30 protein-coding genes are annotated in these 26,938 nt (G+C 73.4%); 5 read left to right on the forward strand and 25 right to left on the reverse strand.

Annotated features, from left to right (window positions below; genetic code table 11):
- Positions 1-124 precede the first annotated feature (124 nt).
- Together menE and LCD31_RS07905 are read left to right on the forward strand one after the other, a co-directional pair.
- On the forward strand, positions 125-1,318 hold the full coding sequence (gene menE, locus LCD31_RS07900; RefSeq protein ID WP_224956965.1) for an o-succinylbenzoate--CoA ligase: 1,194 nt from the start codon (positions 125-127) through the stop codon (positions 1,316-1,318).
- Between the two features lie 28 nt (positions 1,319-1,346).
- Entirely contained in the window at positions 1,347-2,219 is an 873-nt protein-coding gene (locus tag LCD31_RS07905) for a 1,4-dihydroxy-2-naphthoate polyprenyltransferase (protein WP_224956966.1), read from the forward strand.
- 144 nt (positions 2,220-2,363) lie between these two features.
- On the opposite strand, the gene LCD31_RS07910 is transcribed toward LCD31_RS07905, so the two are convergent.
- The 3 genes from LCD31_RS07910 to LCD31_RS07920 all read right to left on the reverse strand — a co-directional run bounded on the left by LCD31_RS07910 (position 2,364) and on the right by LCD31_RS07920 (position 4,421).
- Complete coding sequence (locus LCD31_RS07910) at positions 2,364-2,936, reverse strand: DUF3558 family protein (protein WP_224956967.1); 573 nt, start codon at positions 2,934-2,936, stop codon at positions 2,364-2,366.
- A gap of 71 nt (positions 2,937-3,007) precedes the next feature.
- Positions 3,008-4,126, reverse strand: a complete 1,119-nt coding sequence (locus tag LCD31_RS07915; RefSeq protein WP_224956968.1) for a PLP-dependent cysteine synthase family protein — start codon at positions 4,124-4,126, stop codon at positions 3,008-3,010.
- On the reverse strand, positions 4,113-4,421 hold the full coding sequence (locus LCD31_RS07920; protein ID WP_224956969.1) for a DUF4229 domain-containing protein: 309 nt from the start codon (positions 4,419-4,421) through the stop codon (positions 4,113-4,115). The genes LCD31_RS07915 and LCD31_RS07920 overlap by 14 nt, the downstream gene beginning before the upstream one ends.
- A gap of 173 nt (positions 4,422-4,594) precedes the next feature.
- On the opposite strand from LCD31_RS07920, the gene LCD31_RS07925 reads away from it, so the two are divergent.
- Together LCD31_RS07925 and LCD31_RS07930 are read left to right on the forward strand one after the other, a co-directional pair.
- On the forward strand, positions 4,595-4,816 hold the full coding sequence (locus LCD31_RS07925) for a BldC family transcriptional regulator (protein WP_184476042.1): 222 nt from the start codon (positions 4,595-4,597) through the stop codon (positions 4,814-4,816).
- Positions 4,817-5,030: 214 nt separating this feature from the next.
- On the forward strand, positions 5,031-5,231 hold the full coding sequence (locus tag LCD31_RS07930) for a hypothetical protein (protein WP_224956970.1): 201 nt from the start codon (positions 5,031-5,033) through the stop codon (positions 5,229-5,231).
- Between the two features lie 309 nt (positions 5,232-5,540).
- Here LCD31_RS07930 and LCD31_RS07935 read toward each other — a convergent pair whose 3' ends face one another.
- From LCD31_RS07935 to LCD31_RS07960, 6 genes are all read right to left on the reverse strand, one after another.
- The gene (locus LCD31_RS07935; RefSeq protein ID WP_224956971.1) at positions 5,541-7,055 is read right to left on the reverse strand and encodes a MinD/ParA family protein; all 1,515 of its coding nucleotides are present in this window, start codon (positions 7,053-7,055) and stop codon (positions 5,541-5,543) included.
- 112 nt (positions 7,056-7,167) lie between these two features.
- Positions 7,168-8,175 carry a c-type cytochrome biogenesis protein CcsB gene (ccsB, locus tag LCD31_RS07940; protein WP_224956973.1) on the reverse strand — a complete coding sequence of 336 codons (1,008 nt, stop codon included), beginning with the start codon at positions 8,173-8,175 and terminating at the stop codon, positions 7,168-7,170.
- The gene (locus LCD31_RS07945; protein ID WP_224956975.1) at positions 8,175-9,788 is read right to left on the reverse strand and encodes a cytochrome c biogenesis protein ResB; all 1,614 of its coding nucleotides are present in this window, start codon (positions 9,786-9,788) and stop codon (positions 8,175-8,177) included. The genes ccsB and LCD31_RS07945 overlap by 1 nt, the downstream gene beginning before the upstream one ends.
- Positions 9,788-10,570, reverse strand: coding sequence for a cytochrome c biogenesis CcdA family protein (locus LCD31_RS07950; RefSeq protein ID WP_224956977.1), 783 nt, complete (start codon positions 10,568-10,570; stop codon positions 9,788-9,790). The genes LCD31_RS07945 and LCD31_RS07950 overlap by 1 nt, the downstream gene beginning before the upstream one ends.
- Positions 10,571-10,846: 276 nt before the next feature.
- Positions 10,847-10,963, reverse strand: coding sequence for a DUF397 domain-containing protein (locus LCD31_RS07955; RefSeq protein WP_373689990.1), 117 nt, complete (start codon positions 10,961-10,963; stop codon positions 10,847-10,849).
- Between the two features lie 31 nt (positions 10,964-10,994).
- Positions 10,995-11,855, reverse strand: coding sequence for a helix-turn-helix transcriptional regulator (locus tag LCD31_RS07960; protein ID WP_224956982.1), 861 nt, complete (start codon positions 11,853-11,855; stop codon positions 10,995-10,997).
- A 124-nt stretch (positions 11,856-11,979) separates the two neighbouring features.
- Between LCD31_RS07960 and LCD31_RS07965 the strand changes: the two genes are divergently transcribed.
- A complete protein-coding gene (locus tag LCD31_RS07965; protein ID WP_224956984.1) occupies positions 11,980-12,201 on the forward strand; it encodes a hypothetical protein in 222 nt (73 codons plus the stop codon).
- Positions 12,202-12,386: 185 nt separating this feature from the next.
- Here the strand turns inward: LCD31_RS07965 and LCD31_RS07970 are convergent, their stop codons facing one another.
- The 16 genes from LCD31_RS07970 to LCD31_RS08045 form a co-directional block, all read right to left on the reverse strand.
- Positions 12,387-12,980 carry a TlpA disulfide reductase family protein gene (locus tag LCD31_RS07970; RefSeq protein WP_224956986.1) on the reverse strand — a complete coding sequence of 198 codons (594 nt, stop codon included), beginning with the start codon at positions 12,978-12,980 and terminating at the stop codon, positions 12,387-12,389.
- Positions 12,977-13,606 (reverse strand): histidine phosphatase family protein, encoded by a 630-nt coding sequence (locus tag LCD31_RS07975; protein ID WP_224956988.1) that lies wholly within the window; start codon positions 13,604-13,606, stop codon positions 12,977-12,979. Before LCD31_RS07975 ends, LCD31_RS07970 begins: the two co-directional genes overlap by 4 nt.
- Complete coding sequence (gene hemL / locus LCD31_RS07980) at positions 13,603-14,940, reverse strand: glutamate-1-semialdehyde 2,1-aminomutase (protein ID WP_224956989.1); 1,338 nt, start codon at positions 14,938-14,940, stop codon at positions 13,603-13,605. Before hemL ends, LCD31_RS07975 begins: the two co-directional genes overlap by 4 nt.
- Before the next feature lie 137 nt (positions 14,941-15,077).
- Positions 15,078-15,431 (reverse strand): hypothetical protein, encoded by a 354-nt coding sequence (locus tag LCD31_RS07985; RefSeq protein WP_224956990.1) that lies wholly within the window; start codon positions 15,429-15,431, stop codon positions 15,078-15,080.
- A 53-nt stretch (positions 15,432-15,484) separates the two neighbouring features.
- Positions 15,485-15,934, reverse strand: a complete 450-nt coding sequence (locus tag LCD31_RS07990; RefSeq protein ID WP_224956991.1) for a DUF3093 family protein — start codon at positions 15,932-15,934, stop codon at positions 15,485-15,487.
- Positions 15,927-16,349: a hypothetical protein gene (locus tag LCD31_RS07995; RefSeq protein ID WP_224956992.1), complete on the reverse strand. Its 423-nt coding sequence runs from the start codon at positions 16,347-16,349 to the stop codon at positions 15,927-15,929. The genes LCD31_RS07990 and LCD31_RS07995 overlap by 8 nt, the downstream gene beginning before the upstream one ends.
- Positions 16,346-16,903, reverse strand: coding sequence for a hypothetical protein (locus LCD31_RS08000; RefSeq protein WP_224956993.1), 558 nt, complete (start codon positions 16,901-16,903; stop codon positions 16,346-16,348). The genes LCD31_RS07995 and LCD31_RS08000 overlap by 4 nt, the downstream gene beginning before the upstream one ends.
- A gap of 65 nt (positions 16,904-16,968) precedes the next feature.
- Positions 16,969-17,649, reverse strand: a complete 681-nt coding sequence (locus LCD31_RS08005) for a hypothetical protein (RefSeq protein ID WP_224956994.1) — start codon at positions 17,647-17,649, stop codon at positions 16,969-16,971.
- Between the two features lie 311 nt (positions 17,650-17,960).
- Complete coding sequence (locus LCD31_RS08010) at positions 17,961-18,560, reverse strand: hypothetical protein (RefSeq protein ID WP_224956995.1); 600 nt, start codon at positions 18,558-18,560, stop codon at positions 17,961-17,963.
- Positions 18,557-19,546, reverse strand: coding sequence for a porphobilinogen synthase (gene hemB, locus LCD31_RS08015; RefSeq protein WP_224956996.1), 990 nt, complete (start codon positions 19,544-19,546; stop codon positions 18,557-18,559). Before hemB ends, LCD31_RS08010 begins: the two co-directional genes overlap by 4 nt.
- A gap of 169 nt (positions 19,547-19,715) precedes the next feature.
- Positions 19,716-21,242 carry a bifunctional uroporphyrinogen-III C-methyltransferase/uroporphyrinogen-III synthase gene (locus tag LCD31_RS08020; protein WP_224956997.1) on the reverse strand — a complete coding sequence of 509 codons (1,527 nt, stop codon included), beginning with the start codon at positions 21,240-21,242 and terminating at the stop codon, positions 19,716-19,718.
- Positions 21,243-21,256: 14 nt separating this feature from the next.
- A complete protein-coding gene (gene hemC, locus LCD31_RS08025) occupies positions 21,257-22,195 on the reverse strand; it encodes a hydroxymethylbilane synthase (RefSeq protein ID WP_224956998.1) in 939 nt (312 codons plus the stop codon).
- The gene (locus LCD31_RS08030) at positions 22,192-23,601 is read right to left on the reverse strand and encodes a glutamyl-tRNA reductase (protein WP_224956999.1); all 1,410 of its coding nucleotides are present in this window, start codon (positions 23,599-23,601) and stop codon (positions 22,192-22,194) included. Before LCD31_RS08030 ends, hemC begins: the two co-directional genes overlap by 4 nt.
- On the reverse strand, positions 23,598-24,461 hold the full coding sequence (locus tag LCD31_RS08035) for a redox-sensing transcriptional repressor Rex (protein WP_373689991.1): 864 nt from the start codon (positions 24,459-24,461) through the stop codon (positions 23,598-23,600). The genes LCD31_RS08030 and LCD31_RS08035 overlap by 4 nt, the downstream gene beginning before the upstream one ends.
- 354 nt (positions 24,462-24,815) lie before the next feature.
- Positions 24,816-25,076: a glutaredoxin family protein gene (locus LCD31_RS08040; RefSeq protein ID WP_224957000.1), complete on the reverse strand. Its 261-nt coding sequence runs from the start codon at positions 25,074-25,076 to the stop codon at positions 24,816-24,818.
- A gap of 45 nt (positions 25,077-25,121) precedes the next feature.
- Positions 25,122-26,651: an AMP-binding protein gene (locus LCD31_RS08045; protein ID WP_224957001.1), complete on the reverse strand. Its 1,530-nt coding sequence runs from the start codon at positions 26,649-26,651 to the stop codon at positions 25,122-25,124.
- Between the last annotated feature and the right edge of the window lie 287 nt (positions 26,652-26,938).

A 26,938-nucleotide genomic window follows, 5' to 3' on the forward strand; every position in this document is an offset into this window, starting at 1 on the left:
CCCCCCCCCAACCCCCCCCCCCCCCCCCAACCTGTCGCCCGACTACTCCCACTCGGGGTCGCCACCCCCCCCCCCCCCCCCCCCCCCCCCCGCCCGGGGGGGGGGGGGGCGCCAGATGGCGGGCATGCCGACCGCCCGCGAACTCCGGCCGCTGCCCGTTCCGCCCGGCGAGCGGGCGCCGACGGTGCTGCCCGCGCTGCGCCGCGCCCTCGACGGCGACGGCCCCGCGCTGCTCCCGGTGGACGCGGCGGGCCCGGACGACGACGTGCTCCGGGCGCTCGGGGCGGGCACCCCGCTGGAACCCGGCGAGGACGACCCCGCCGACCCGACCGCGCTGGTCATCGCCACCTCCGGTTCCACCGGCACCCCGAAGGGCGTGCTGCTGCCCGCGGCCGCGCTGCGCGCCTCCGCGACGGCCACGCACCGGCACCTGGGCGGGCCGGGGCGGTGGTTGCTGGCGATGCCCGCGCACCACGTCGCCGGGATCCAGGTGCTGGTCCGCTCGCTGGTCGCCGGTACCGACCCGGTGGCGGTGGACACCGCGGGCGGGTTCCGCCCGGACCGGTTCGCGGCGGCGGCCGAGCGCTGCCTCGCGGACCCCGGCAGGCACTACACCGCGCTGGTGCCCACCCAGCTGCGCCGGCTGCTGGACGACGGCGGTGCCGGGCTGGCGGCGCTGCGCGCGTTCGACGCGGTGCTGCTCGGCGGCGCCGCGACCCCGCCCGCGCTGCGCGAGCGGGCCGCCGCGGCCGGGGTGCGCGTGGTCACCACCTACGGGATGAGCGAGACCGCGGGCGGCTGCGTGTACGACGGGACGCCGCTGGACGGCGTGCGGGTGCACGTCGAGGCCGCCGCGGACGGCTCCGGTCCGGTCGCGCTGTCCGGGCCCACGCTGGCCCGCGGCTACCGGCGTGGCTCGGGCGCGAGCCCGTTCCGGGACGGCTGGTTCCGCACCGGCGACCTGGGCCGGTTGGCGGACGGGCGGCTGGAGGTGCTCGGCCGCGCCGACGACGTGATCATCACCGGCGGGGTGAACGTGGCCCCGGTGCTGGTCGAGCGGATCCTCGCCGAGCACCCCGGGGTCCGGGAGGTCTGCGTGCTCGGCGTCGACGACCCCGAGTGGGGCCAGGCCGTGGTCGCCGCCGTCGTCCCCGCCGACCCGGCCGCACCACCACCGGTCGCCGAGCTGCGCGCGGCGGTGCGGGACCGGGCGGGCGCGGCCGGCGCCCCCAAGCGGGTCGAATTCCTCGCCGAGCTGCCGCTGCGCGGCCCCGGCAAACCGGACCGGCGGGCGTTGCGCGCGACTCTCGGCCGGTGACGACGAGTGATGCGCGAAGATGATTCACATGGCGACGGTGAAGCAGTGGATTGAGGGCGCGCGCCTGCGCACGTGGCCCAACGCGATCGCACCGGTCCTGGTCGGCACCGGGGCGGCGACCGGGGTCGACCTGTGGAGCGTGCCGATCGCGGCACTGGCGCTCGCGGTGTCGCTGCTGCTGATCACCGGGGTGAACTTCGCGAACGACTACTCCGACGGCATCCGCGGCACCGACGACGACCGGGTCGGCCCGTTCCGGCTGGTCGGGTCGGGTGCGGCGAACCCGGCGGCGGTGCGCAACGCGGCGTTCGGCTGCTTCGGGCTGGCCGCGCTCGCCGGGACCGGCGTCGTGGTGCTCAGCGGCCAGTGGTGGATGCTGGCCGTCGGCGCGCTGTGCATCGCCGGCGCCTGGTTCTACACCGGCGGCAAGCGGCCGTACGGGTACGCGGGGCTGGGCGAGATCGCCGTGTTCGTGTTCTTCGGCCTGGTCGCGGTGCTCGGCACCATGTACGCGCAGGCGGGCACGATCAGCGGCTTCGGCATCGGCGGGGCGGTCGGCATCGGCGCGTTCTCCAGCGCGGTGCTGGTGGCGAACAACCTGCGCGACATCCCGACCGACCGGGTCACCGGCAAGCGGACGCTGGCGGTGCTGCTGGGCGACCGGGACACCCGGACGCTGTACGTGTCGCTGGTGCTGATCCCGTTCCTGATCACCGTGCTGATCGGGCTGCGCAACACCTGGGCGCTGCTCGGGTTCCTGGCGCTGCCGCTGCTGATCGGTTCGGTGCTCGCGGTGACGCGCGGCGGCACCGGCCGCAAGCTGATCCCCGCGCTGCGGGACACCGGACTGGCGATGCTCGTCTGGGGCGCCACCACCGCGCTGGCGCTGGCCTTCGGCTGAGGTCCTGTCGGACTCCCGTTGCTCAGCACTGGGGTGGCGGAACCTCAGCGGGCGTGCCGGTGTCTCGGGTGGTCGTCGGCTCAGCGCTTCGCGCTGACAGGAGAACGACAAGACCCGCCGGGCAAGTTGAAGGACGAGAACCGGTCAGCGGACTCCGGCGAGGACGTACTGGGCCACGCCCTGCGCGGTCTCGCACTCGTCGCCGTCGGCTTCGGCGGCGCGGGCGGTGACCTGCAGCGTCGCCCCGGACGCTGCGGCGAACACGGTGCAGTCGTTGGCGCGCAGCGTCTCGGTCCCGGGCCGCTCGCCGAGCCGCACCTCGTCCTGGCCGAGCTCGGCGTAGCCCTCGGGCTGGGTGCCGACGAGGATCGACCGCACCCCGTTCTCGGCGGCGAACTGGCAGCCGCGCACCGGCGGTTCCAAGCCGATCTCGCGCGGCACCCCGTGGCGGACCGGGTAGGCGAGCTGCCCGAGCTCGTCCACGGTGACCAGCCCGCACAGCTGCTCGGCGGAGGCGTCGGCGAGCCCGATCCGGCGCTGCGGCGGCACCTCGCGGGTGATCGACGGGGTGACGGATTCCGGTTCGGACTCGTCGCTGCCGCTGGTCTCCGGGGCGCTGCTCGGCATCGGCAGCGAACCGCCGGTGGTGCACGCGGCGAGCACCACCACGAGCGCCGCGGGCACCAGCGCGACGGCTGTGCTCATCGACCTGCGCATGCCCCCTCCTCGGAACCTCGTGGCTTGATCGCAGACTACGTGCCCGCGCCGAGCGGACCGCGCACGGCCGCTCAGGCGGGCCAGGCCCCGGTCCGGTGGAACTCGTCGAGCGCGTCGAGCGGGCCCGCGAGGTCGAAGCCGTGGCCCGCGACCCACTCGTCGTCGTAGTAGGTGTGGGCGTAGCGCTCCCCGCCGTCGCAGAGCAGCGTGACGATGCTCCCGGTCCGCCCGGCCCGCACCATCTCGGCGACGAGCCCGAACACGCCCCACAGGTTGGTGCCGGTGGACCCGCCGACGCGGCGCCCGAGCACGCCTTCGGCCCACCGGATGGTGGCGATGGACGCCGCGTCCGGGACCTTGATCATGCGGTCGATGGCCTCGCCGACGAAGGACGGTTCGACCCGCGGCCGCCCGATGCCTTCGATGAGCGAGCCGCGGTCCCCGGTGCGGTCCCGATCCCCGTGGCACCAGGCGTCGTAGAACACCGAGTGCTCCGGGTCGACGACGGCGAGCCGGGTGTCGTGCCTGCGGTAGCGGATGTAGCGGCCGAGGGTGGCGCTGGTGCCGCCGGTGCCCGCCCCGGTGACGATCCACTCCGGGATGGGGTGCCGTTCCAGCGCCAGCTGCTCGTAGATCGACTCGGCGATGTTGTTGTTGCCCCGCCAGTCGGTGGCGCGTTCGGCGTGGGTGAACTGGTCCATGAAGTGCCCGCCGAGCTCGGCGGCGAGCCTGCGGGACTCGTCGTAGATCGCGCCCGGCTGGTCCACGTAGTGGCAGGTGCCGCCGTGGCGTTCGATCAGCGCGACCTTCTCCGGGCTGGTGGAGCGGGGCATCACGGCGATGAACGGGAGCCCCAGCAGCTGCGCGAAGTGCGCTTCGGAAACGGCGGTGGAACCGGACGACGCCTCGATCACCGGCGTGTTCTCCGTCACCCACCCGTTGCAGATGGCGTGCAGGAACAGGGATCGGGCCAGCCGGTGCTTGAGCGAACCGGTCGGATGGGTTGACTCGTCCTTGAGGTAGAGGTCGATCCCCCATTCCGCCGGGAGCGGGAAGCGCAGCAGGTGGGTGTCCGCGCTGCGGTTCGCGTCGGCCTCGATGATCCGGACGGCTTCGCTGGTCCAGGCCCTGGTGCGCGCGCAGGAGCGGTCCCGCACCGCCCCGGCGGCCCGGGCGTCAGTGCTCGTCATCGGCGTGCTCGCGATCCCCGCGGAGCTGGGCGCGCAGCTGCTCGCGGCGCCGGGCGCGGTGCACCATGCCGGTGGCGACGCGGCGGCGCAACCCGCCGAAGACCAGCATGGACAGCGGCATCACCACCACGACGGACACGGCGGCGGCCACCAGCAGCGGGACGCCGCAGAGCGCGATCACGGCGGTGACCACGAGCAGCATGGCCAGCCTGACCACGGTGTACAGCGCGATGTCCCGCGCCAGGTTGGTCGGCGGGGACGACTCCGCGACCACTTCCGTCTGCTGTTCCTGCACGTCAACCAGGGTAGAACACGGGGGTCGCGGCGATTCCGCCCCGTCTCGCCCGAAGCGCCGCTTTCGTCCCTTACCTTCCCTTTACCTGGAGTCGAATGTTCGAGTACCTGACCATCCGAGTGCCAGGATGCGACCGGAATGCCCGAAAACCGTCCGCATTGTGGAGGTCCCCTGTGACCGCGACGACTCCCCAGTCTCGCCAGAACGGTCAGGAACAGCTGCTCACCCCCGGTGAGGTCGCCTCGTTGTTCCGGGTCGACCCGAAGACGGTGACCAGATGGGCGACGGCAGGCCGGATCGGTTCGATCCGCACTCCCGGCGGGCACCGCCGGTTCCGCGAATCGGAAGTGCGGACGCTGTTGGCGGAACTCACCAACGACGTCCGCTCCGCCTGAGTCGTCCCGACGATCGGCTCGCGCTCGGCCCGCCTCCGCGTGCGCTCGCACGCCCGAGGTGGGCCGGGCACGGCCCGTCGCCGGACCGCCCCGGCACCTCCGCCCGGCACCCGATCGCCGGAGCTTCCCGACACTTCGCGATGTTCCCCGATCGGCGCACCCCACCTCCCGCCGCTCTCCGGCTAACCTCGTGGGGAGGAGTGGAGGTGCCCTGATGATCTACGTCCTGGCAGCGATCGGTGCGCTCACCGTGAGCGTGCTGATGTGGCGCGCGTTCGGCCCGGTGCGGGACGCCGCGAGCGACGGCCCGGCCTCGGCACCGCGCAAGGCGCCGCTGGCCCCGGACGACGATCCGGAGTTCCTGCGCCGCCTCGCCGAGCAGCAGCGCGACCGGAAGAACGACGAGCAGGGCTGAGACCCGCCCCCTGAACGCCGAACGGCCCGCCCACCGGAGAACCGGCACGGCGGGCCGTTCGCCATGCAACGACGCAAAGCCCGGACCAGGCCCAGAACCCGACGAGTGGTGCCCGTTCCCTGTCAGCGGCGAAGCCGCTGAGCAGCGACCACCCAAGCAAAAGGACCACCCGCGGGTTCTCAGCGCCCTCCTCGCGAGGACAGCGTTTTCTCCTGTGGCGGAGCCACCGGTGAAAACGATCCCGCAGCGAGGAGGGCGCTGAGGTTCCGCCACCCGACCCCTGCGCCGAACGAGTGGGAAGAGGGCTGGTCAGGCCTGGCGCTGCCTGCCGAAGGCCTGCGGGAAGTCGTCGGCGACGATCGCCGCCAGCTCCAGCAGCGCCAGCCGGGTCGGGGCGGCGAGCTGGTCGAGCTCGACCTCGGCGCCCTCTTCGAGGTGCGGGTCGAACGGGATCCGGGACACCGCGCGGCAGCGCGAACCGAAGTGCGCGCTGAGCTTGTCCACGTCGACCTTGCCGGAACCCGGCCGCACCGAGTTGATCACGGCGACGGAGCGGGACACCAGCTGCCCGTACCCGTGCGCGTCCAGCCAGTCCAACGTGGCCGAAGCGCTGCGCGCCCCGTCGATGGAGCTGGACGAGACGATCACCAGCGAGTCGGCGACGTCCAGCACGCCCTTCATCGCCGAGTGCATCAGCCCGGTCCCGCAGTCGGTGAGCACGATGTTGTAGAAGTGCTCCAGCAGCGTCACGGTGCGCTGGTAGTCGTCCTCGCTGAACGCCTCGGAGACCGCCGGATCCTGCTCGCTGGCGAGGATCTCCAACCGGCTCGGGCCCTGCGAGGTGTAGGAGCGCACATCGCTGTACTTGCGGATGCGCTGCGCGTCGCGCAGCAGGTGCCGCACGGTGGCGGTGGTCTCCAGCGGGATCTTCTGGCTGAGCGTGCCGCGGTCCGGGTTGGCGTCGACCGCGATCACCCGGTCCCCGCGCAGCGAGGAGAACGTGGAGCCGAGGGTCGCGGTGGTCGTGGTCTTGCCGACGCCGCCCTTCAGGCTCAGCATCGCGATCTTGTAGCAGCCCTGCAGCGGCTGGTTGATCCGGCCGATCAGCTCGCGGCGGCGCAGGTCCGCGGCGCTCTCCCCGAGGTTGATGGAGCGGCCGCTGGCCACGTAGAGCGCCTTGCGCCAGCCGGACTGCGGGGCGCGCTTGGTCTGCCGCAGCAGCTGCGAGGAGGCGAGGTCCTTGCCGAACGGCACGCCGGGTTGCTGCTGCTTCGCGCCGGGCTGCTGCTGGGGCTGCTGCGGCTGCCCGCCCTGCGGGGGCTGCTGCGGGTAGCCCTGCTGCTGCGGGAACGGCCCGGCGACGGGCGCGTACGGGTTCGGCTGCTGGCCCACCGGGTACGGACCGGACTGGCCGCCGGAGACCTGGTAGGGCCCGGACCCGCCCGGCACCTGGTACGGACCGGACGGCCCGCCCTGCACCGAGTACGGGCCCGAGTGGCCGCCGGGAACCTGCTGCGGCCCGGACGGCACCTGGTACGGGCCGGACTGGCTCGCCTGCTGCTGCGGCCCGGAGGGCGTGGCCTCGGTGTACTGCGCCCCGCCGAACGACTGTCCACTGGGGACGTTCGGCTGGTAGGGCCGTTCCCCGCCGCCCTGCACCGGGGTGTTCGGCCTGGTGCCCGGTTCCGCGTACGGCTGCGCGCCGTCACCGTAGTCCGGGGTCGCGTGATCCGTCGTGCCGCTGGCCTGCTGCGCCGAGTCCGCACCGGGCGAGGCCGAGCCCGCATCGCGTTGCGTTTCGGGCTCTTCGTACCGTCCGGTCACCGTTCCCGTACCTCCCACACATCGGTTCGACCTTTACCGGGATGAGCGAGGGCCACCCGGTTCCGCTGCGGAACGGGTGGCCCGGGGTCGCACTCCGGATCGGATCATGAACTCACAGCCCAGCGTACGAGTGCAGTCCGGAGACGACGATGTTGATGAAGAAGAGATTGAAGATCATGACCGCCAGACCGGCGATGTTGATCCACGCCGCCTTGACCCCACGCCACCCCGCAGTCGCACGCGCATGCAGGTACGCAGCGTAGACGACCCACGCGATGAACGAACAGGTCTCCTTCGGGTCCCAGCCCCAGAACCTGCCCCACGCGGCCTCGGCCCAGATCGCGCCGGCGACGATCGCGAACGTCCACACCGGGAAGATGATCACCGTGGCGCGGTAGGCCATCCGGTCCAGCGCCTGGCTGGCGGGCAGCCGCGCCCCGAACCGGGCCAGCTTCAACGGGTTGTTCTCGTGCCGCGACCGCAGCATGAACAGCACGCTGGCGACCCCGGCGAACAGCAGCGCACCGCTGGAGACGATCGCGGCGCTCACGTGGATCACGATCCAGTAGGACTGCAGCGCGGGCTGCAGCGGCGCGGCCTTCGCGTAGAGCACGGTGCCGGACAGGAACAGCAGCACCACCACGGGCAGCAGCAGGAACCCGCCGAGTCCGCGCAGCTGCGCCGGCGAGGCCTCGCGGCGTTCGGCGCGCAGCTGCCGGAACAGCACGATCGTCCACGCGACCACCGCGGCCAGGCAGATCGCCGAACCGAACTCGTACATGTTGCCCCACGGCGCGCGGCCGGTGGCGACGCCGCGGAACACCAGCGAGGCCGCGTGCACCAGGATGCCGAGCACCGTCATCGACACGGCCATGCCGCCGAACCGCTCCGGGAGCGGGCGCTTGGCGGGGGTGTCGATGCGGCCGATGCGCTCACCGGTCGCGGTGTCGGCGCCGTCGCCGCCCGCGGTGACCAGCTGCGCTTCCCGCGCGCGAGGCTGCTGCTTCCGGCCGCCGTAGGCGAACTCCGCGAAGTACAGCAGCATGGCGGCGATGTAGACGACGACCGAGGTCGCGAACGCCATGTCGCTGTAGTTGGACAACGTCTGGTCGACCGTCATCAGCTCTTCCTTCCACCTGCGGAGGCAGCCCTCGGCGGCTCCGCGTCGGCGCCGTCCGTCCCGAGCAGGTCCTTGGCCAGCCGGGTGAACTCCTCGCCGTAACCCGCTTGGTCGGTCCGGGCCAGCCCGCCGACCTCGACAACGGTACGCGCGGGATCGTCCGCGCCGGTCCCGGGGGCGGGAGCCACCCGCACCCAGATCCGGCGGCGCTTGATGCTCAGCGAGGCGCTGATCCCGAAGATCACCGCGATGGCGAAGCCGAGCACGTACGGCTGGAACGGGTCGTGCGAGATCTGCAGGTTCGCCCAGCGCTCCACGCCGTCGAAGTGGACGGTGGTGCCGTCGTCGAGCCGGATCTGCTCGCCGACGCGCAGGTTCTGCCGCGCGACCTTCTTCAACCGCCCGGAGTCCACCATCTTCTGGTCCACGCCGAAGATCGACTGACCGCGCCCGGAGTCGAGCCCGAGATCACCGCGCAGCACGTCCACCGCGACCGCCGGGTCGAGCAGGTCCGGGAACTGCGAGCCGAGCACCTTGCCGTCGTAGGCCGCGGTCGGCGCGAACAGGCCGGTCACCGCGAGCTGCGTCTGCCGCCGCTGCACCTCGTCGGTGACGCCCGGCTGGTCGAACTTGGTGGCGCCCTGGGACAACATCGTCGTGACGTCCATCGGCTGCCACTGGGTCAGCTGGGTGCGCCGCTGCCCGTCCGGGAAGGTCACGGTGAAGCGGGGCGCGTACCCGTTGCCGGTCAGGTAGATCCGGTCGCCCGCGATCCGCAGCGGGTGGTTCACCTGCAGCGCGTACGGCCGCCACTGGTCCGCGTCGAGGTCCGCGCCCGCCTGGTACTGCATCCCGACCCGGTAGCTCGCGACCTGCCCGGTGTGCTGGTAGGTCGCGTCGAAGTCGTCGACCCGCAGGCAGAACGGGCTCAGCTGGGTGCCGTCCACGCTGAGGCCCGCGCGGAACGAGTCGTAGTTGTAGGTGCCGGAGTTGCAGAACTCGGAGCCGTCGGCGGGCACGATCACCTGGCCCTCGTAGCCGAGGATCTTGCCGCCCGCGACCGTCACCAGCAGGCCCACCAGCGCGAAGTGGAACACCAGGTTCCCGGCCTCCCGCAGGTAGCCGCGTTCGGCGCTGATCGAGCGGGTGCCGTCCTCCTCGGTGCGCTCCTCCTTGCGCCAGCCGCGCAGCCTGCGCCGGGCGGCGTCCAGCGCCTCCTCCGGTGAACCGTCCACAGTGGCCGAAGCGTGGTGCGGCATCCGGGACAGGTTCCGCGGGGTGCGCACCGGCCTGCCGCGCAGCTGCTTGTAGTACTCGTAGCAGCGCGGCAGCAGGCAGCCGATCAGCGAGATGAACAGCAGCACGTAGATCGAGGCGAACCAGACCGAGCTGAACACCTCGAACGCGCCGGCCTTGTCCAGCAGCGGCGCCAGGTCCGGGTACTCGGTGAAGTACTTGTCCACCTCGGCCGGGTTCAGCGAGCGCTGCGGGATCAGCGCGCCCGGCAGCGCCGCCATCGCCAGCAGGAACAGCAGCACCAGCGCGGTGCGCATCGACGTCAGGCCGCGCCAGGTGTTGCGCAGGAACGCCGGCAGGGTGCGGATCCAGGACATCAGATCGGCGTCTCGAATCCGGCGACGGGTTCGCGCAGCACTGAGATCAGTTCTCCCCACAGCCCGGTGACGAGCAGCACGCCCACCACGACCAGCAGCGCGCCACCCGCGATCTGGATGGCGCGGCCCCGGCGCCGCAACCAGTCGGTGCTGCGCACCGCCCACCGCGCACCCAGCGCCAGCAGCACGAACGGCAGTCCGAGCCCGAGGCAGTAGGCCACGACGAGCAGCACCCCGCGCACCGCGGTGCCCGCGCCCACGTCGGTCCCGACGGCCAGCGACATCACCCCGGTCAGCGTCGGGCCCAGGCACGGCGTCCAGCCGAGCCCGAACACCGCGCCGAGCAGCGGCGCACCCCACAAGCCCGCCCGGGGCACCCGGTGCAGCCGCACGTCCCGCTGCAGCGCGGGGATCATGCCGAGGAACACCAGCCCCATCGCGACCGTCACGACGCCGCCGATGCGCTGCAGCAGCAGCTCGTTCTCGACCAGCGCGTCCGACAGCCCGAGCAGCAGCAGCGTTCCGGCGCCGAAGACGACGGTGAACCCGGCGACGAACAGCAGCGCGGCACCGGCCACCCGCCAGCGGCCGCGGCGCGCCTGCCGCGCCTCCGCGGAATCCACCGGCGGAGCCTCCGCGCCGACCACGCCCGCCAGGTAGGCGAGGTAGCCGGGCACCAGCGGCACCACGCACGGCGACGCGAAGCTGACCGCCCCGGCGAGCACCGCGATCGCGGCCGCGAGCAGCAGCGGTCCGGAGGCGGCGAGCTCGGTCGGGTTCACGGTTCCGAGGGTAGGGATGGCGCTAGCGTGGCTACGCACCACCCCGCATGACGCCGACCACATCGGCGCACTTCCGACGCCCGCGAACTCGCCCGTCGCGGACACCCCGGCCCCGCTCGCGGCACCGGCGACCGGCCGCGGCGGGCCGCCCGCCGGCGAAGGACCCGTCCGCGCGAACGGGATCGGACGGACCGCCGCCACCCCGATGCGGCACGCAGGTCGGCGCAGGCCCGGACCGGCGCGACCACCGGGTTCCCGCCGGACGCGCGCCGACGATCAGCGCAGCGAGCGGAGGAAGGCCCGCCACCGGTGTGGCGAGAAGGACAGCACGCCGTGCCGCGGTGCCTTCGAATCCCGCACCGCCACCACTCCGGGCGCCGTCCCCACCTCCACGCAGTTGCTCTCCTCGCCGCTGTGACTGGACTTACGCCAACGCACCGTCGCGCTCACATTCCCGTTCCATCGCGCCTGCCACGTCCGCGATCAGGGCCGCGGACTCCGCTTCGTCGAGTGCCAGGACCGGCAGCCGGGCGGCGGCGTCGAGGAACGGGGCGGTGTCGGCGGGTGCTTCCAGGAAGGCCCCGCGCCGCCGCTGCTCCAGGTGCACCACCGGACGCTGCCGGGCGAACTCCAGGATCAGCTGGCTGCCGTTGAGCTCCGCGTACGCGCCCGCCGCGAACGGGATCACCCGGACCGAGACGTTCGGCCGGCGCCCGATGCGCACCAGGTGACGCAGCTGGTCGGACATCACCCGGTGTCCGCCGACGGGCCGGTGCACCACCGACTCGTCCAGGTAGGCGTGCAGCCGCGCCGGTTCCTCCCGGGTGAGCACGCCCTGCCTGCCGAGCCGCAGCGCGACCCGGGACTCCAGGTCGGCGTCCCGCACGCCGCCCGCGCTGAGCACCGCCCGCGTGTAGTCCGGGGTCTGCAGCAGTCCGGGCACCAGCGCCAGCGCCACATCGGTGATCTTGGTGGCGAGCCGCTCGAAGTCGATCAGGGCGGTCAGCGCGCTGGGCATGCCGGCGTACCCGGCCTCCCACCAGCGCGCCTCGGTGGCCGCGTTGACGAGCTCGAACAGCCGCGTGCGCTCGGAACCGGCCACGTCGAGGGTGTCGAGCAGCGCGGCGAGTTCGCCTTCGCTCGGCACCCGTTCCCCCGATTCGATTCGGCCCAAGGTCGCTCGCGACCACCCGCATCGGTGCGCGAGATGTTCCAATCGCAATCCGGCCGCTTTGCGGAGTTCGCGGATCTCAGCGCCCAGGCCCCGCGCTCGAACACTGGTCATAGCAGGAACCTATTTCCTCCGCCGAAGCCGTGCCATCGCTCGATTCGGTGAAGCGCATTGCCATTCGAGTGTCGAGGCGGGTCTCATTCTCGGCAGACGACACCGGAGGAATGGAGTCCACGCGATGCCCGCGCAGCACGGCCTCACCTACGTGTGGCGGCCCGTTCCGGCGGGGCGCCACGCCTTCGCCGCCAGCGCGCTCGACGCCGACCCGCGATGCCCCGTGACCTCGTACTGCGGGGTGGAGGCCGCCGCGACCGAGCTGCACGACCGCACCGAGCACGAGTGGGTGCGGCAGGGCACGTGCATGGACTGCTGGCGGGTGCTGGCCCGGCGCAGGCGCTGAGGGGCTCGACCGGACGGCGGCGGGCGCGCTGCCACCACCGGACGCGGACGAGCACCGTTCGGCCCAGCGGCTGCTCCGAACGGGCGGACGTCGCGTCCTCGTCCCGGAGCAACGGGCCGGAACCGGCTCGCCGAAAACCCACGAACCCGCCGGGAATGCGCACGAATGCGGGCTCGTGGAAAGGGTCACGCCGCCGGTTCGGCCGCCACCTTCTGCACTTCCGGCAGCAGTTCGCTCTCCAACATTTCCGTGAGGAAAACCGCCGCGACCCGGTGCTGCCGATCCAGAATGATCGTGGACGGCACGGCGCTGCGCGGATAGTTCTTCAACGACAACAGCGAACGACCGGACGGATCGAAAATCGAGGGATACGTCAAACTCCGGTCGCGGTGGAAATCCGCGGCCGCGGAACGGCTGTCCCGCACGTCGACGCCCAGCACCTGCACGCCCTGCGGCCCCATCTTGTCCTGCACGGCCTGCAGGTCGTCGGCCTCGGCGCGGCACGGGCCGCACCAGGAACCCCACAGGTTCACCACCACGACCTTCCCCTCGTAGTCGGAGAGGCCGATCCGCTTCCCCTCCTCCAGGAGGCTGTCGCCGCTGAGCTTCGTCAGCTTCTGCCGCTCCGCCTCCGGGTAGAAGATGCGGGTCTGCCCGCCCGGCGAGACGAAGGTGAACTCGGTGCCCTGCTCGACGGCGTCCTTGCCCGCCGTGGCGCAGCCGCCGAGCAGGCCGAGCACCGCCACCGACAGCGCCGCGCGGGCCAGCAGCCGCCTCATGCCCCGGTCACCCGCGGATCGGTCTCCCCGGCGGGTTCCACGTAGGCGACGCGCACCAGCTGCTCGTCCCGGAACACCAGGCTCGTCAGCGAGGCCAGCGAGCACTGCCTGCTGCGCGGGTCGTGCCACATGCGCTTGCCCTCGACGAACCGGCGCAGCGTCCAGATCGGCAGCTGGTGGGACACGCACACCGCCTCGCTGCCCTCGGCGGCGGCGCGGGCGCGCTGCGCGGCGCCGAGCATGCGGTGCGCGATCTCCACGTACGGCTCGCCCCAGGACGGCTCGAACGGGTTGCGCAGCTTCGGCCAGTGCTGCGGGGAGCGCAGCGCGCCGTCGCCGACGGACACTCGCAGGCCCTCGAACCGGTTCGCCGACTCGATCAGCCGGTCGTCGGTGTCCACGTCCAGGCCGAACCCGGCGCCGATGGGGGCGGCCGTCTCCTGCGCGCGCTGCAGCGGGGAGGCCACCACGTGCCGCACGTCGCGGCCGGCGAGGAAGTCGGCGACCAGCTTCGCCTGCTCCTGGCCGCGGTCCGAGAGCCGGTAGCCGGGGAGCCTGCCGTAGAGGATCTTCTCCGGGTTGTGCACTTCGCCGTGGCGCAAGAAGTGCACGATCGTCTTGGTCATGCCGCGGGCTCCTCGGCCGCGGCGGCAGCGGCCGCGGCGTGCGGGGCGGCGTCCGCGATCCGCTCGAACGCGGCCTCGTCCATCGCCGAGTTCACGAACCACGACTCGAAGGCGCTCGGCGGCGGGTACACGCCGCGATCCAGGAACGCGTTGAAGAAGGCCGGGAAGCGCCACGCCTGCTGGGCCCGGGCCTGCTCGAAGTCCACCACCGGCGATTCGGTGAAGAACACGCTGACCAGGTTGCCCGCGAACGACACCCGATGCGGCACGCCGGCCTCGGCGAGCGCGGAGCCGAGCAGGTCGCCGAGGCGCGCCGCGTTCCGGTCCAGCGCCGCGTAGGTGGCGTCGTCGGCGGCCCGCAGGTTCGCCAGCCCGGCGGCGACGGCCACCGGGTTCCCGGCCAGGGTTCCCGCCTGGTAGACGGGACCGGACGGGGCGAGCAGCTCCATCACGTCGGCGCGCCCGCCGAACGCGGCGGCGGGCAGGCCACCGGACATGACCTTGCCGAAGGTGTAGAGGTCGCCCGCGACGCCGTCGAGGCCGAACCAGCCCGCGGCGGACACGCGGAACCCGGTCATCACCTCGTCCATGATCAGCAGTGCGCCCGCCGAGCGGGTGATCTCGCGCAGCGCGGCGTTGAACCCGGGCTGCGGGGCGACCGCGCCCATGTTGCCCGCGGCGGCCTCGGTGATGACGCAGGCGATCTGGTCGCCGAACTCGGCGAACGCCTCGCGCACCGCGTCCACGTCGTTGTACGGCAGCACCACGGTGTCCGCGGCCTGCGCGCCGGTCACTCCGGGGCTGGTGGGCAGGCCGAGCGTCACCACGCCGGATCCGGCGTCGGCGAGCAGCGAGTCGACGTGCCCGTGGTAGCAACCGGCGAACTTCACGATCTTGCTGCGGCCGGTGAAGCCGCGCGCCAGCCGCACCGCGCTCATCGTCGCCTCGGTGCCGGAGTTCACCAGCCGCACCTGCTCCACCGGCTCGACCCGGCGGATGATCTCGGCGGCGAGGTCGATCTCGCCGACGCCCGGGGTGCCGAAGGACAGGCCGTCCACCGCGGCCGCCCGCACCGCCTCGACGACGTCGGGGTGCGCGTGCCCGTTGACCATCGGGCCCCAGGAGGACACGAGGTCGACGTACTCGTTGCCGTCGGCGTCCCACAGGTAGGCGCCCTCGCCGCGGACCATGAACCGCGGGGTGCCGCCGACGGACCGGAAGGCCCGCACCGGGGAGTTGACGCCGCCCGGCGTCACGGTGAGCGCTCGGTCGAACAGCTCCGCCGACCTGGTCGTGGTGTGCGGACTGGTACCGCCAGGAGTTTCGGCTGTCACTCCCCCAGTCTGACAGGCCGACCCGGAACCTTCGGTGGGGCGTGGTCCCGCTGAGCAGGGGAACGGGTGGCGGAGCCTCAGCGGCCCCCGCACTGCGGGATCGATTTCACGAGTGGCTCCGCCACCCGCCGTTCCGGTCAGTCCCGGCGGGCTCGGGAGCGGCGGACCGCCCAGGCCAGCATCAGCTGGCGGACGGCGTCCACCAGCAGCACCGCGGCGAGCGTCGGGGCGGCGATGCCGAGCGCCGCCCGGTCGCCGAAGATCCTCGTCGAGCGCATCGGCAGCCCGGTCGCCCCGGGCACCTCCACCACCAGCTGCGACCGGTCCCACAGCCACCAGGCGGCCACGACCAGGGCGACGGCGAGCACGAGTTCGACGGCCGCCACCACGGCCCGCCACGGCTGCGCCAGCCCGCCGCGGGGTTCGGGCGCGTCCGCGGTGTTCTCGCTGAGCATCGGCTCGTCGGCCGACCACGGTTCCGGGAACGTCACGGCGAAAGCGTCTCACGCACCGGGCCGCGCACGGCACCGGCTCTCCGGGCCGGTCAGCTCTCCGGCAGCAGCGGGCGCAGCTCGTCGAGCAGCGTGGCCGGGTCCTTCGCCCAGGCCAGCACGACCGCGTCGTCGGATAACCGCAGCGGGATCTCCCCGGTGCCCTTCGGCGGGGTGAAGCCGCCGCCGAGGACCCGGGTGCCCAGCGGGGCGCCCACGTCGGTGATCGCCGTGATCCGCTGCACCGGCAGGTCCTCGCGGCCCACGGTCAGCACCTCGGGCGTCAACCGGACCGCCAGCGCGCGGCGGCGGGCGTACACCCACAGCACGGTGGCGACCGCCAGCGCACCGGCCAGCAGGATCCACACCGGCAGGTTCACCCCGCCGGGGGTGAGCAGTTCGACGACCAGCCCGGTCAGCGCGAACCCCGGCCCCCACAGCACCGGCCACCAGGTCGATCCGGGCTCGGCGTAGAGCACCGGGCCGCTGTCGGCATCACTCATGCTCGCCGGTCACCCACTCCGTACTGGACGTCGTCCAACTGCACCAGGCCGCGGCGCCGCCGAGCACCAGCACGATCAGGTCGGCCGCCGCGAACGAGCGGCTGCCGAGCACCGTCACGACCTGCACCACCAGCAGCACGCAGACCCCGATCCTGGCCCACGGCCTGCGCCCGCGGATCAGCACCCCCGCCAGCGCGTAACCCGCGGCGAACACGACGGCGAGGCCGGTGTTGAGCAGCAGCAGGTCCAGCGCCGCGGCATCCGCCCGGTCCGGCGCGGCCGCACCCGCTTCGACGAGCCGCCGCCGCAGCGCGTCCCGGTCCGCCCAGGAGAACGCGGTCTGCACGAGCAGGAACGCGGCCAGCGCCGACCACAGCCCGACCGCGGCGCGGACCGACCCGGGCGGCCCGCTCACCGCCCGGACCCGGCGGGCCGGAAGTACCGGTTCGACGCGGGCAGCCGCACCAGCACCAGGAACGCGAGCATCGCCAGCAGCCCGACGGCGTTCTGCGCGTGGCCGAGCGCCACCACCCCCGCGGGAACGGCGAGGGCGGGCTCGCCGGTGACCAGGCCGCCCACCGAGTAGAAGACCCAGATCCCGGCGAAGGTGCTGAGCACGACCCGCGCCCAGCCGCGCCCGGCCCGCAGCGCGAACCCGAAGGCGATCCACAGCGCGGTCAGCGCGACCATCACCAGCACCGCGACGACGAAGACGACCGCCCCGAGCCCGGCCACCGCCGCGGCGACCTCCGGATCATCCGCGCCGACCGCGTCGGCCAGGAAGCCCCGCGCCAGCACCGAGCCCACCGCGTGCAGCGCGGTGACCAGCAGCGGCGCCAGGACCGCGAGCCAGAACGCGGCCACCACGGTCCCGGGCCGGGCGGGCGGCGGAGCGGGTTCCGGCGGTGGACCGAGCGGCGGTGCGGCCGGGGCCTGCGGACCGTGCCGGGGATCGGGCGGTGACGTCACTCCCGAACAGTAGGAATCTTGCGAGATCGCTGTCCACCGGGTTCACCGGAAACAGCGGGTGGTGATCAGCTGCCGCTGAAGTGGTCCCGGGTCGAGGGCAGGTGCATGCACACCAGCGTCGCCACCAGCGCCACCGCCTGCGCGACCTCCAGACCGGTCAGCAGCGGCCCGTGCGAACGGGTGCCGACCAGCGACAGCAGCGTCGACACCGCCCACACGAACGCGACGGAGGTGAGCGCCACCCGGGCCCAGCCGCGGCCGCGCCGCAGGAACAGCACGAGCAGCCCCCACACGGCGGCCAGCAGCGCGTAGAACACGATCATCCCGGTGGCGACGCCGTAGTACACGCCGGAGATGTCGCCGTCGTTCGGCAGGAACGAGTCGGCCTCGCCCATCGCCTGCACGATCAGGTCGTCGGTGGTGGCCAGCCGCACGCCGAGGATCACGAACGCGATCACCACGTCGGCGATGCCGAGCAGGCAGGCCGCGGACACCGCGCGCGGCCTGCGGACGGGGGACGTGCCCACCCACACCTGCCCCGCCGTGCCGCCGAACGCGACGGGCCGCAGCGGTGGCGCGGTGAACGGCTCGGGCTGCGGCGCGGCACCGGGCGCGGCGGGCCGGGTGCCGGTGATCCGGCCGCCGGACACCTCGGAGTCGGGCAGCAGGCCACCGGTCGGCGGGTGCTGCTGCGCCGCGGGCTGGCCGCCCTGGTCCTGCCGGTCCGGGTCCTGCGAGGCTGTCACGTCATCGAGCCTAGATCACGCACGCCGTCCGGCGCCGCGACGAAGCCCCCAGAGCGGACGATCCGGGCGAAGGCCCGCCACCCGCCACCGAACCGGCCAGGCGGTTCGTGCCGATTCGCTCCTCAGCGGCGGAGCCGGCTGAGCCGCCGACCACCCGCGCAGAACGACCACCCGCGGGCTCTCAGCGGGACTCTCGCGAGGACGGCCTTTTCCCTCGTGGCGGAGCCACTCGGGACAAAGATCCGGCAGCGAGAATCCCGCTGGGGTTCCGCCACCCCGGTGCTACGCGGCAAGAGTTCGGAGACCAGAGGTCAGCGCAGGAACGGCCCCGGCGGTGGCGGTGCCCACTGCTGCGGGGGCCGCGGCCGCCGGGTCGCCCGGAAGTACCGGTTCGTCTCCGGCAGGTACATCAGCACCAGCGCGGCCAGCTCCAGCGCGGTCACCAGCACGCCGAAGACCACGTCCGAGGTCTCCACCCGCACCTGGGTGATCCGCAGCAGCTCCGCCTGCCCGATGCTGGACATCAGCAGCAGGGTGCCCAGCGTGCCGAACGCGCCGAACCCGGCGAACACGGTGAGCACCACCCGCGCCCAGTTCTTGCCCTGCGTCATCCGCAGCGACAGCGACACGTACAGCGCCAGCACCGCCAACAGGTACAGCAGGTCGAACATGATCAGCGCGTTGATCTGGTCGTCGAGCTGCGTCTGCGACAGGTCCGGCAGCGCGGTGCGGAGCTCGGTCGCGAGCGCGCGCCGGTCGCTGAGCCGCACGTACGCCCGGACCAGGCCGAGCAGCGCGGCGGCGATCCACAGCCAGCGGGCGATGTTGAGCGGGGTGGGCAGCGGCGGGCGTTCGGCGGTCGCTCCCTCGCCGGTGCCGCCGACGCGGTCGGGGTGCTGCGGGTGCGTCACCGGATCCCCAAGCTCTCCCGGTACCACTGCGCGGCTTCGGTGGCCCAGTAGGTGAGCACCACGTCGGCACCGGCGCGGCGGATGGAGGTCAGCGTCTCCTGGACGGTGCGCTTGCGGTCCAGCCAGCCGCGGGCCACCGCGGCCTCGATCATCGCGTACTCGCCGGACACCTGGTATGCGGCGACCGGCACGTCGGCCAGCCCGGCCACGTCCCGCAGCACGTCCAGGTAGGACATGGCGGGCTTCACCATCACCATGTCGGCGCCCTCGGCGAGGTCCAGGTCCGCCTCGCGGAGCCCTTCGCGACCGTTCGCCGGGTCCTGCTGGTAGGTATTGCGGTCCCCGCTGAGCTGCGAGTCCACCGCCTCCCGGAACGGGCCGTAGAAGGCGGAGGCGTACTTCGCGGAGTAGGCGAGGATCGAGGTGTCCTCGAAGCCGGTGACGTCGAGCGATTCCCGGATGACGCCGACCTGCCCGTCCATCATCCCGCTGGGGGAGATCACGTGGGCGCCCGCTTCGGCCTGCGCGACGGCCATCTCGCCGTACACCTGCAGGCTGCGGTCGTTGTCCACCACGCCGTTCTCGTCGAGCACGCCGCAGTGGCCGTGGTCGGTGAACTCGTCCAGGCAGGTGTCGGCCATGATCACGGTCGCGTCGCCGACCTCGGCGGCCAGGTCGCGCAGCCCGGTGTTGAGGATGCCGTCCGGGTCGACGGCGCCGGAGCCGGTGGCGTCGTGCTCGGCGGGCACGCCGAACAGCATCAGGCCGCCGACGCCCGCGGCGACCGCTTCGGACGCGGCGCGGCGCAGCGAATCGCGGCTGTGGTGCACGACGCCCGGCATGGAGCTGATCTCGACCGGTTCGGCCAGGCCTTCCCGCACGAACATCGGCAGCACCAGGTGCCGCGGCTCCACGCTCGTCTCGGCGACCAGCCGCCGGACGGCGGGGGTGCGGCGCAGCCTGCGCGGGCGGTGCGACGGGTACATCGACGAGCTCCCTCGTGGCGAGGAGGGGCGGCCGCGGGCGGCCACCCGCTCGGATTGATCTTCGGGCGGGCACCCGCGCCGGGTGTCCGATTCCTCCCCCGTGAGCCTGCCAGGGCGGGAGACGGCGGTGGGGCGGACCCCGTGGTCAACGAGATCCGGGCCACTCGGCTCAGCTGCGGCGCGCCCGCTTCGCCTTCTTCGGCGGCGGCAGCGCACCTTCGGCGCGCAGCCGGGCGGCGTGCTCGGCGAGCGCGTCCACCAAAGCGGGCACCTGCGCCAGTTCCGGCTGCACGTCCACCCGCAGGCCGAACTCCTTGGCGGTCTCGGCCGTGTTCGGGCCGATGCAGGCCACCAGGGTCCGCGCGTGCGGCTTGCCCGCGATGCCGACCAGGTTCCGGACCGTCGACGAGGAGGTGAAGCACACCGCGTCGAACCCGCCGGTCTTGATCATCTCGCGGGTCTCGGCCGGCGGCGGCGCGGCCCGGACCGTGCGGTAGGCCGTCACGTCGTCGATCTCCCAGCCGCGCTCGCGCAGTCCGGCGGCCAGCGTCTCGGTGGCGATGTCCGCCCGCGGCAGCAGCACCCGGTCCACCGGGTCCAGGATGTCGTCGTGCGGCGGGAAGTCCTGCAGCAGGCCCTCGCTGGACTGGTCGCCCGAGGGCAGCAGCTCCGGCGTGATGCCGAACGAGCGCACCTTCTCCGCGGTGGACTCGCCCACGCAGGCGATCTTCACACCGGAGAACGCGCGGGCGTCCAGCCCGAACTCGCGGAACTTCTCCCACACCGCGCGGACCGCGTTCGTGGAGGTGAACACCACCCACTGGTAGCGGCCGTCGACGAGGCCCTTCACCGCGCGCTCCATCTGCGCGGGGCTGCGCGGCGGCTCCACCGAGATCGTCGGCACCTCGTGCGAGACGGCGCCGTGCGACCAGAGCCGCTCGCTCATCGAACCGGCCTGCTCCTTGGTGCGCGGCACCAGGATCTTCCAGCCGTACAGCGCCCGGGACTCCCACCAGGACAGGCCCGAGCGGTCGCCCACGACCGAACCGATCGTCACGACCAGCTGGCCCTGCAGCTCACCGGCGTCGGCGGGCAACGAGGCCAGCGTCGTGTCGATGGTGCGCTGCGAGACCGTGGTGCCGGAGGAGGTCACCGCCACCGGGGTCTGCGCGGTCAGGCCGTGCTCCATCAGCGCCGAAGCGGCCTCGGCCAGGTGGCTGCCCGTGGTGTGCAGCACCAGCGCGCCGGGGGCGGCGGCCAGCGCCGCCCAGTCCACCTCGCCGCGCACGTCGACCTCGGTGTGCCCGGCGCCGAGCGCGACTCCCGCGTAAGCGGGGACCGCGCTGCCCGGGGACACGCCGGGGACCACGTCGAAGGCCGCACCGGTCTTGGCGACCTCGCGGACCTCCCGGACCACGGCGTCCACCGTCATCGGATCACCGGCGACGAGCCGGACCACCGAGCGGCCGGTGTCGGCCTCCTTCGCCAGGTCCTGCGCGACCTCGGCGGGTTCCCCCGCCGCCGGGCGCGACTCGGCGCCGTCGGCGGCCAGCGCCAGCACGTCGGCCGGCACGTCGGGGTCGGTCACCACCAGCGACGCGGTGGTGAGCAAGTACCGGGCCCGAACGGTGAGCAGGCCCGCATCCCCTGGGCCGGAGCCCACGAATGCGACCCGTCCGGGGCTCTTGCGTGTCATCAGCGCACTCTCCATCAACTACTACCGGGACCGCTGAGCAAAGCGTCCCTGGCATCGAGCAGCTCGGCGGCCAAGGCCAGGCCCAACTGCTCTGCGGCGGTCGTCTCACCAGTGGCGGAGGCGCGCACCAGGCGGTTCTCGTCGGTCGCCATGACCCCGCGAACGGACAGCCGCTGCGCCACGCGCCCGTCCTCGTCGAGGTCCTCCACCACTTCGGCCAGCGCGCCGATCGGCGCACTGCAGCCTGCCTCCAGCGCAGCCAACATGGCGCGCTCGGCGGCCACCGCGGCGCGGCTGGCCTGGTCGTCCAGAACGGACTGGAGCAGGTGCTCGGTGTCCACGTCGTCGACGCGGCATTCCACAGCCAGCGCGCCCTGGGCGGGCGCGGGCAGCATCTGGAGTGGATCGAGCGATTCCGTGATCACCGCGAGCCGGCCGACTCTGGCCAGCCCGGCGCGGGCGAGCACGACGGCGTCCAGCTCACCGTCGGTCACCTTGCGCAGGCGGGTGTCCACGTTGCCGCGGATGCCGCGCACCTCCAGGCCGAGGCCGAGGGCCTCCAGCTGGCTGGCGCGGCGCGGCGAACCGGTTCCCACGAGGGAGCCCGGGGGCAGTTCACCGAGCGTCAGACCGTCCCGCGCCACCAGCGCGTCCCGCGGGTCCTCGCGGACCGGGACTGCGGCCAGCGACAGCCGGGGGTCTTGTTCGGTCGGCAGATCTTTGTAGGAGTGCACGGCGACGTCGACCTCGCCGTTGGCGAGGGCCTCGCGCAGCGCCGAGGTGAACACGCCCACGCCGATCTCGGCGATCGGCGCCATCGAGCGGTCGCCGGGCGTGGCCACCTCGACGAGCTGGGTGGGGTAGCCCGCGGCTTCCAGCTGCTCGGCGACCATCCCGGTCTGGGCCATCGCGAGCGCGCTGCCGCGCGTGCCGATGCGCAGCGTCTTGTTCACCGGTCTTCACCGTCCTGTTCCGCCCCGTCCTGGGCGAGGGGGTCCCGCAGCAGCGCCTGCGCCGAGTGCGCGCCGGTCACCGGCACGTCCTCCGCGGAGCGGGGCGTGCGGATCGCGGTCGGCGCCTGCGGGTCCAGTTCGAAGAGTTCCCGCAGCGCCTCGGCGTAACCGGAGCCGCCGGGAACGGATGCCAGTTCCTTCACCCGGACCGTGGGTGCGTGCAGCAGCTTGTCCACGACGCGGCGCACCGTGCGGGACAGCTCGTCGCGCACCGGTCCGTCCAGTTCGGGCAGCCGCGAGTCCAGCCGCAGGAGTTCGGAGTCGACGACCTCGGCGGCGCGCTTGCGCAGCGCCGTGACCGTCGGGGTGACCTCGGCGGAGCGCTGCGAGGCGAGGTAGCCGCGCAGCTCGTCGGCGACGATCGCCGCGGCGCGGTCGGATTCGCTGCCGCCGCGCTGCGCGGTGAGCCGCGCTTGCAGGGTCTCCAGGTCGACGACGGCGACGCCGGGCAGCTCGGCGACCTCGGGCGCGGTGTCCCGCGGCAGCCCCAGGTCGCAGAACAGCAGCGGCTGGCCGCTGTCGTCCCGGTCCCGCACCGCGTCGGCCACGACGTCCTCGGTGATCACGGCACCGACGGCTCCGGTGCAGGTCACCACGAGGTCGGCGGCGGCGATCGCGGAGCCGAGCCCCGCGAGCTCCACCGCGTCCGCCGGGATGCCCTCGGCGCGCAGCGACTCGGCGAGCCGGGCGCCGTTGGCGGCGGTGCGGTTGGCGATGACCACGGAGCCGATCCCGGCGCGGCGCAGTTGCGCGGCCGCCAAGCCGCCCATGGAGCCCGCGCCGACGAGCAGCGCGCGCTTCCCGGCGACACCGCCCAGCAGCGCTTCGGCGTCGGAGAGGGCCTCGGAGACCACCGAGGCACCGGCGGCGTCGATCTCGGTCTCGGCGTGCACCCGCTTGCCGACGCGCAGCGCCTGCTGCGCCAGCTCGTGCAGCGTGCGCCCGACGGTGCCGGCCTGGTCGGCGACGCCGTAGGCCTGCCGCAGCTGGCCGAGGATCTGCGCCTCGCCGACGACCATCGAGTCCAGCCCGGCGGCCACGGAGAACAGGTGCTCCACCGCGGCACCGGCGTAGTGCACGTAGAAGTGGTCGGCGAGCTCGGCGACCTCGGCCCCGGCCTTGCGGGCCAGCACCTCGGTCACGTCGTTCAGCCCGCCGTGGAAGGTCTCGGCGACCGCGTACACCTCGACGCGGTTGCAGGTGGAGACCAGGAAGGCCTCGCTGATGTGCGGACGGCCGAGCAGCTCGTCGAGGACCTTGCCGACCTCGTCGGCGCCGATCGCGACCCTCTCCAGCACCCGTACCGGGGCGCTCCGGTGGGAGAGCCCGACGGTGAGCAGGTTCACGGCCGAACCACCATCCCGTCCACATCACCGCGCTCCGGCGCGGAATCGGAGTTCCCGTTCCCGTTCGCCCCGCCGCCCGGCGGACCGGCGTCGGTGCCGGCCACGCCGGGCACCACCATCGCCTCCTGATTCCGGCGCGCGACGTGGAAGGACAGGATCTGCATCTCCACGGCCAGGTCGACCTTGCGCACCTCGACGTGCTCGGGGACCTGCAGGACGACCGGGGCGAAGTTCAGGATGCACACCACGCCGCCTTCGACGAGGCGATCGCAGACGTCCTGCGCCCCCTCGGTGGGCGTGGCGATGACGCCGATGGTGACCTCGCGCTCGCGGCAGACCTCGACGATGTCGTCGACGGAGCTGACCGGGATGCCGCCGACCGGCACGTCCAGCAGGTCGGGGTCGAGGTCGAACAGCGCGGCCACCGGGAAGCCCCGGTTCAGGAAGCCGCCGTAGTTGGCGAGCGCGTGCCCCAGGTTCCCGATGCCGGCCACGGCGACGCGGTGCTTCTTGGTGAGCCCGAGCGTCCGCTCGATCTGGCCGATCAGCACCGCCACGTCGTAGCCGACGCCGCGGGTGCCGTAGGAGCCGATGTAGGACAGGTCCTTGCGCAGCTTCGCCGAGTTCACCCCGGCGAAGGCGGCGAGCTCTTCGCTGGACACGGTGCCGGTGCCGCGCTCTTCGAGGCCGGACAGCACGCGCAGGTACACCGCGAGGCGTGCGACGGCCGCTTCCGGAATGGCCCGCGCCCGTTCCCGGGCGGCGGGGACCGCGATGGATTCGGCGGGTGACCCTGACCCGGACGGGACGTCCGCCGGCTGCCCGGCCTCGTCCCGTTCGCCCTCTCCGTGGGCCGTCACTGGCTCTCCCTCGACCTGACTTGGTGCTGCTCGTCCGCCGCGCTCGCCGGCCGAGCGGCGCACCGGAGTGGAAACGGGGTGCGAACCGCCGACCTCGATGACACGGCTCGAACTCCACCGTAGCCATTTGTGAAGACATGCACAAAGTTCCCCGACGTCCGCACCAGCGGCCGCCGGACCACCCCGCACCATGATGTCGGATGCGCCCCCCGCCAGCCAAAACGGCTGGTCAGAGCGACGATATCGGTGTCATCGCGCGGCTTCCGAGGCGTTTTCCGCCGCGCAGCCGACCTCCCGGCCCGCCGCCCGGTGCGAAACGACACACCGGTCGGCACCGGGCCGGTGCACGGCGGGTCAGCGGCTGAGCGCGGCGCGGAGCCGGGCGGGTTCGACCTTCCAGTAACCGTGCTCGACGCCGTCCACCAGGACGACCGGCACCCGGTCGCCGTACTCGGCGCGCTGCTCGGGGTCGGCGTCCACGTCCTCGATCGCCCACGGCACGTCGAACTCGGCGCACACCTCGCGGACGGCGGCGAGCGCCTCGTCGCACAGGTGGCACTGCTCGCGCACCAGCAGCGTCACCGCGTGCTGCCCCGATTCCCCGGTTCCCGGCACTTCCGACCTCCTCCAGCGGACCTGCCCCCAAGGTAGCGGGACCGGTCAGGCCGGCGGGGTGCGGAGCGTGCGGCGGGCGATCTTGCCGGTCGGCGAGTGCGGGAGCTCGGGGGCGAAGCCGACCTCGACGGGGACCTTGAACTTGGCGAGCCGGGCCGCGCAGTGCGCCCGCACCGAGTCCTCGGTGAGCTCGGCTCCGGGGCCGGCGACGACGACGGCCCGGACCGCCTCGCCGCGCGCCTCGTCGGGCACGCCGACCACGGCGGATTCGACGACACCGGGCAGTTCGGCGAGCACCGCCTCCACCTCCCGCGGGTACACGTTGAAGCCGTTCACGATGATCAGGTCGGTGGCGCGGTCCACCAGGTGCAGGTCGCCGTCGGCGTCGAAGTAGCCGACGTCGCCGGTGCGGAACCAGCCGTCCTGGTCCGGTCCGTGCGCCGCGTCCGGCCAGTAGCCGCGGAACAGGTTCGCCCCGCGCACCGACACCCGGCCGGTGTCGCCGTCGGCCTCGTCGATCGGGGAGCCGTCGGTGTCCACGAGCCGCAGCTGCACGCCCGGCAGCGCGCGGCCCACCGATCCCGGTTTGGCCCGGCCCCCGGCGAGCGTGGTGGTCAGCACCGGCCCGGTCTCGGTGAGGCCGTAGCCCTCGAACACGTCCAGCCCGGTCGCGGAGCGCACCGCGCTCGCCACGTCGGCGCCCAGCGGGGCCGCGCCGGAGGTCAGCAGCCGCACCGTGGACAGGCCCTCGCGGAGCCGGTGGGGTTCCAGCCGCAGCCACTCGCGGTACATCGGCGGCACGCCCACCACGCCGGTGACCCGGTGCCGCGAGATCGCGGTCAGCGCCTCCTCGGCGTCGAAGCGCGGCAGCAGCACGGCGGTGGCGCCGACGGCGGCGACCTGCAGCATGCCGGGGCCGAGGCCGAAGGCGTGGTACATCGGCAGCGCGAGCAGCACCCGGTCGGCGGCGTTGACCGGCATCGGGCGCAGCCGCCCGCACTGGTGCACGTTCGCCAGCAGCGCCGCGTGCGGCAGCATCGCGCCGCGCGCCGGCCCGGAGGTGCCGGAGGTGTAGCAGAGCACGGCGAGGTCGGCGGGTTCCCGCGGCAGCTCCTGCTCGGCGCGCTCCTCGCCGGTCGGCGGGTCGAGCTCGGCGATGCCGCCGAGGTCGCGGACGGCGGTGCCCGCCGGAGCACCGCCGCGGACGAGCAGCGCGGCGCCGCTGTCGTCGAGGACGCGGCGCAGCTCCGGCGCGGGCGCCGAGGGCGGCAGCGGCACGGCGACGGCGCCGGCCCGGAACGCGGCGAACAGCGCGACGCAGAACTCGAACCCGGTGGGCAGCGCCAGCGCCACCCGGTCCCCGGGCCGCACGCCGGCCTCCCGCAGCCGCCACCCGTAACCGGTGCAGGCGGCGTCCAGCTCGGACCAGCTCATCCGGTGCCCGGCGAGGTCGATCAGCGCGGGGTGGCCGGGTCCGCGCTCGGCGGCGGCGCGCACGAGGTCGGCCAGGTTGACGTCGGGCGCGGTGGCGCCGGTCCGGCCGGTGACCGGGGGCGGGCACGCTTCGGTCGACATGGCGCACCTCCATCGCCGTCCCCGCGGCGCGTCCGCGGCCGGGGGTGTTCGACATCACTCAACCGCGTCGGGGGGCGGCGGGGCAACCGCGATGAATCCGAAACCTCGGAGCACTACCTACTTATGAGTAACAACACGTATGCTCCGGCGGAACCACCTGGTTCCACTTCACAGCACCAGACCAGCACGCCCCCGGTGATCCGCGGCTCGCGCAGCACCGCGAACGGGTCACCACCACGGCAGGAGGTCGGTCGAGACAATGCTCAGCACGCTGCCCACCCCCGTCC

Source organism: Saccharopolyspora sp. 6M, assembly GCF_020176775.1.
GTDB classification, from domain to species: domain Bacteria; phylum Actinomycetota; class Actinomycetes; order Mycobacteriales; family Pseudonocardiaceae; genus Saccharopolyspora_C; species Saccharopolyspora_C gregorii.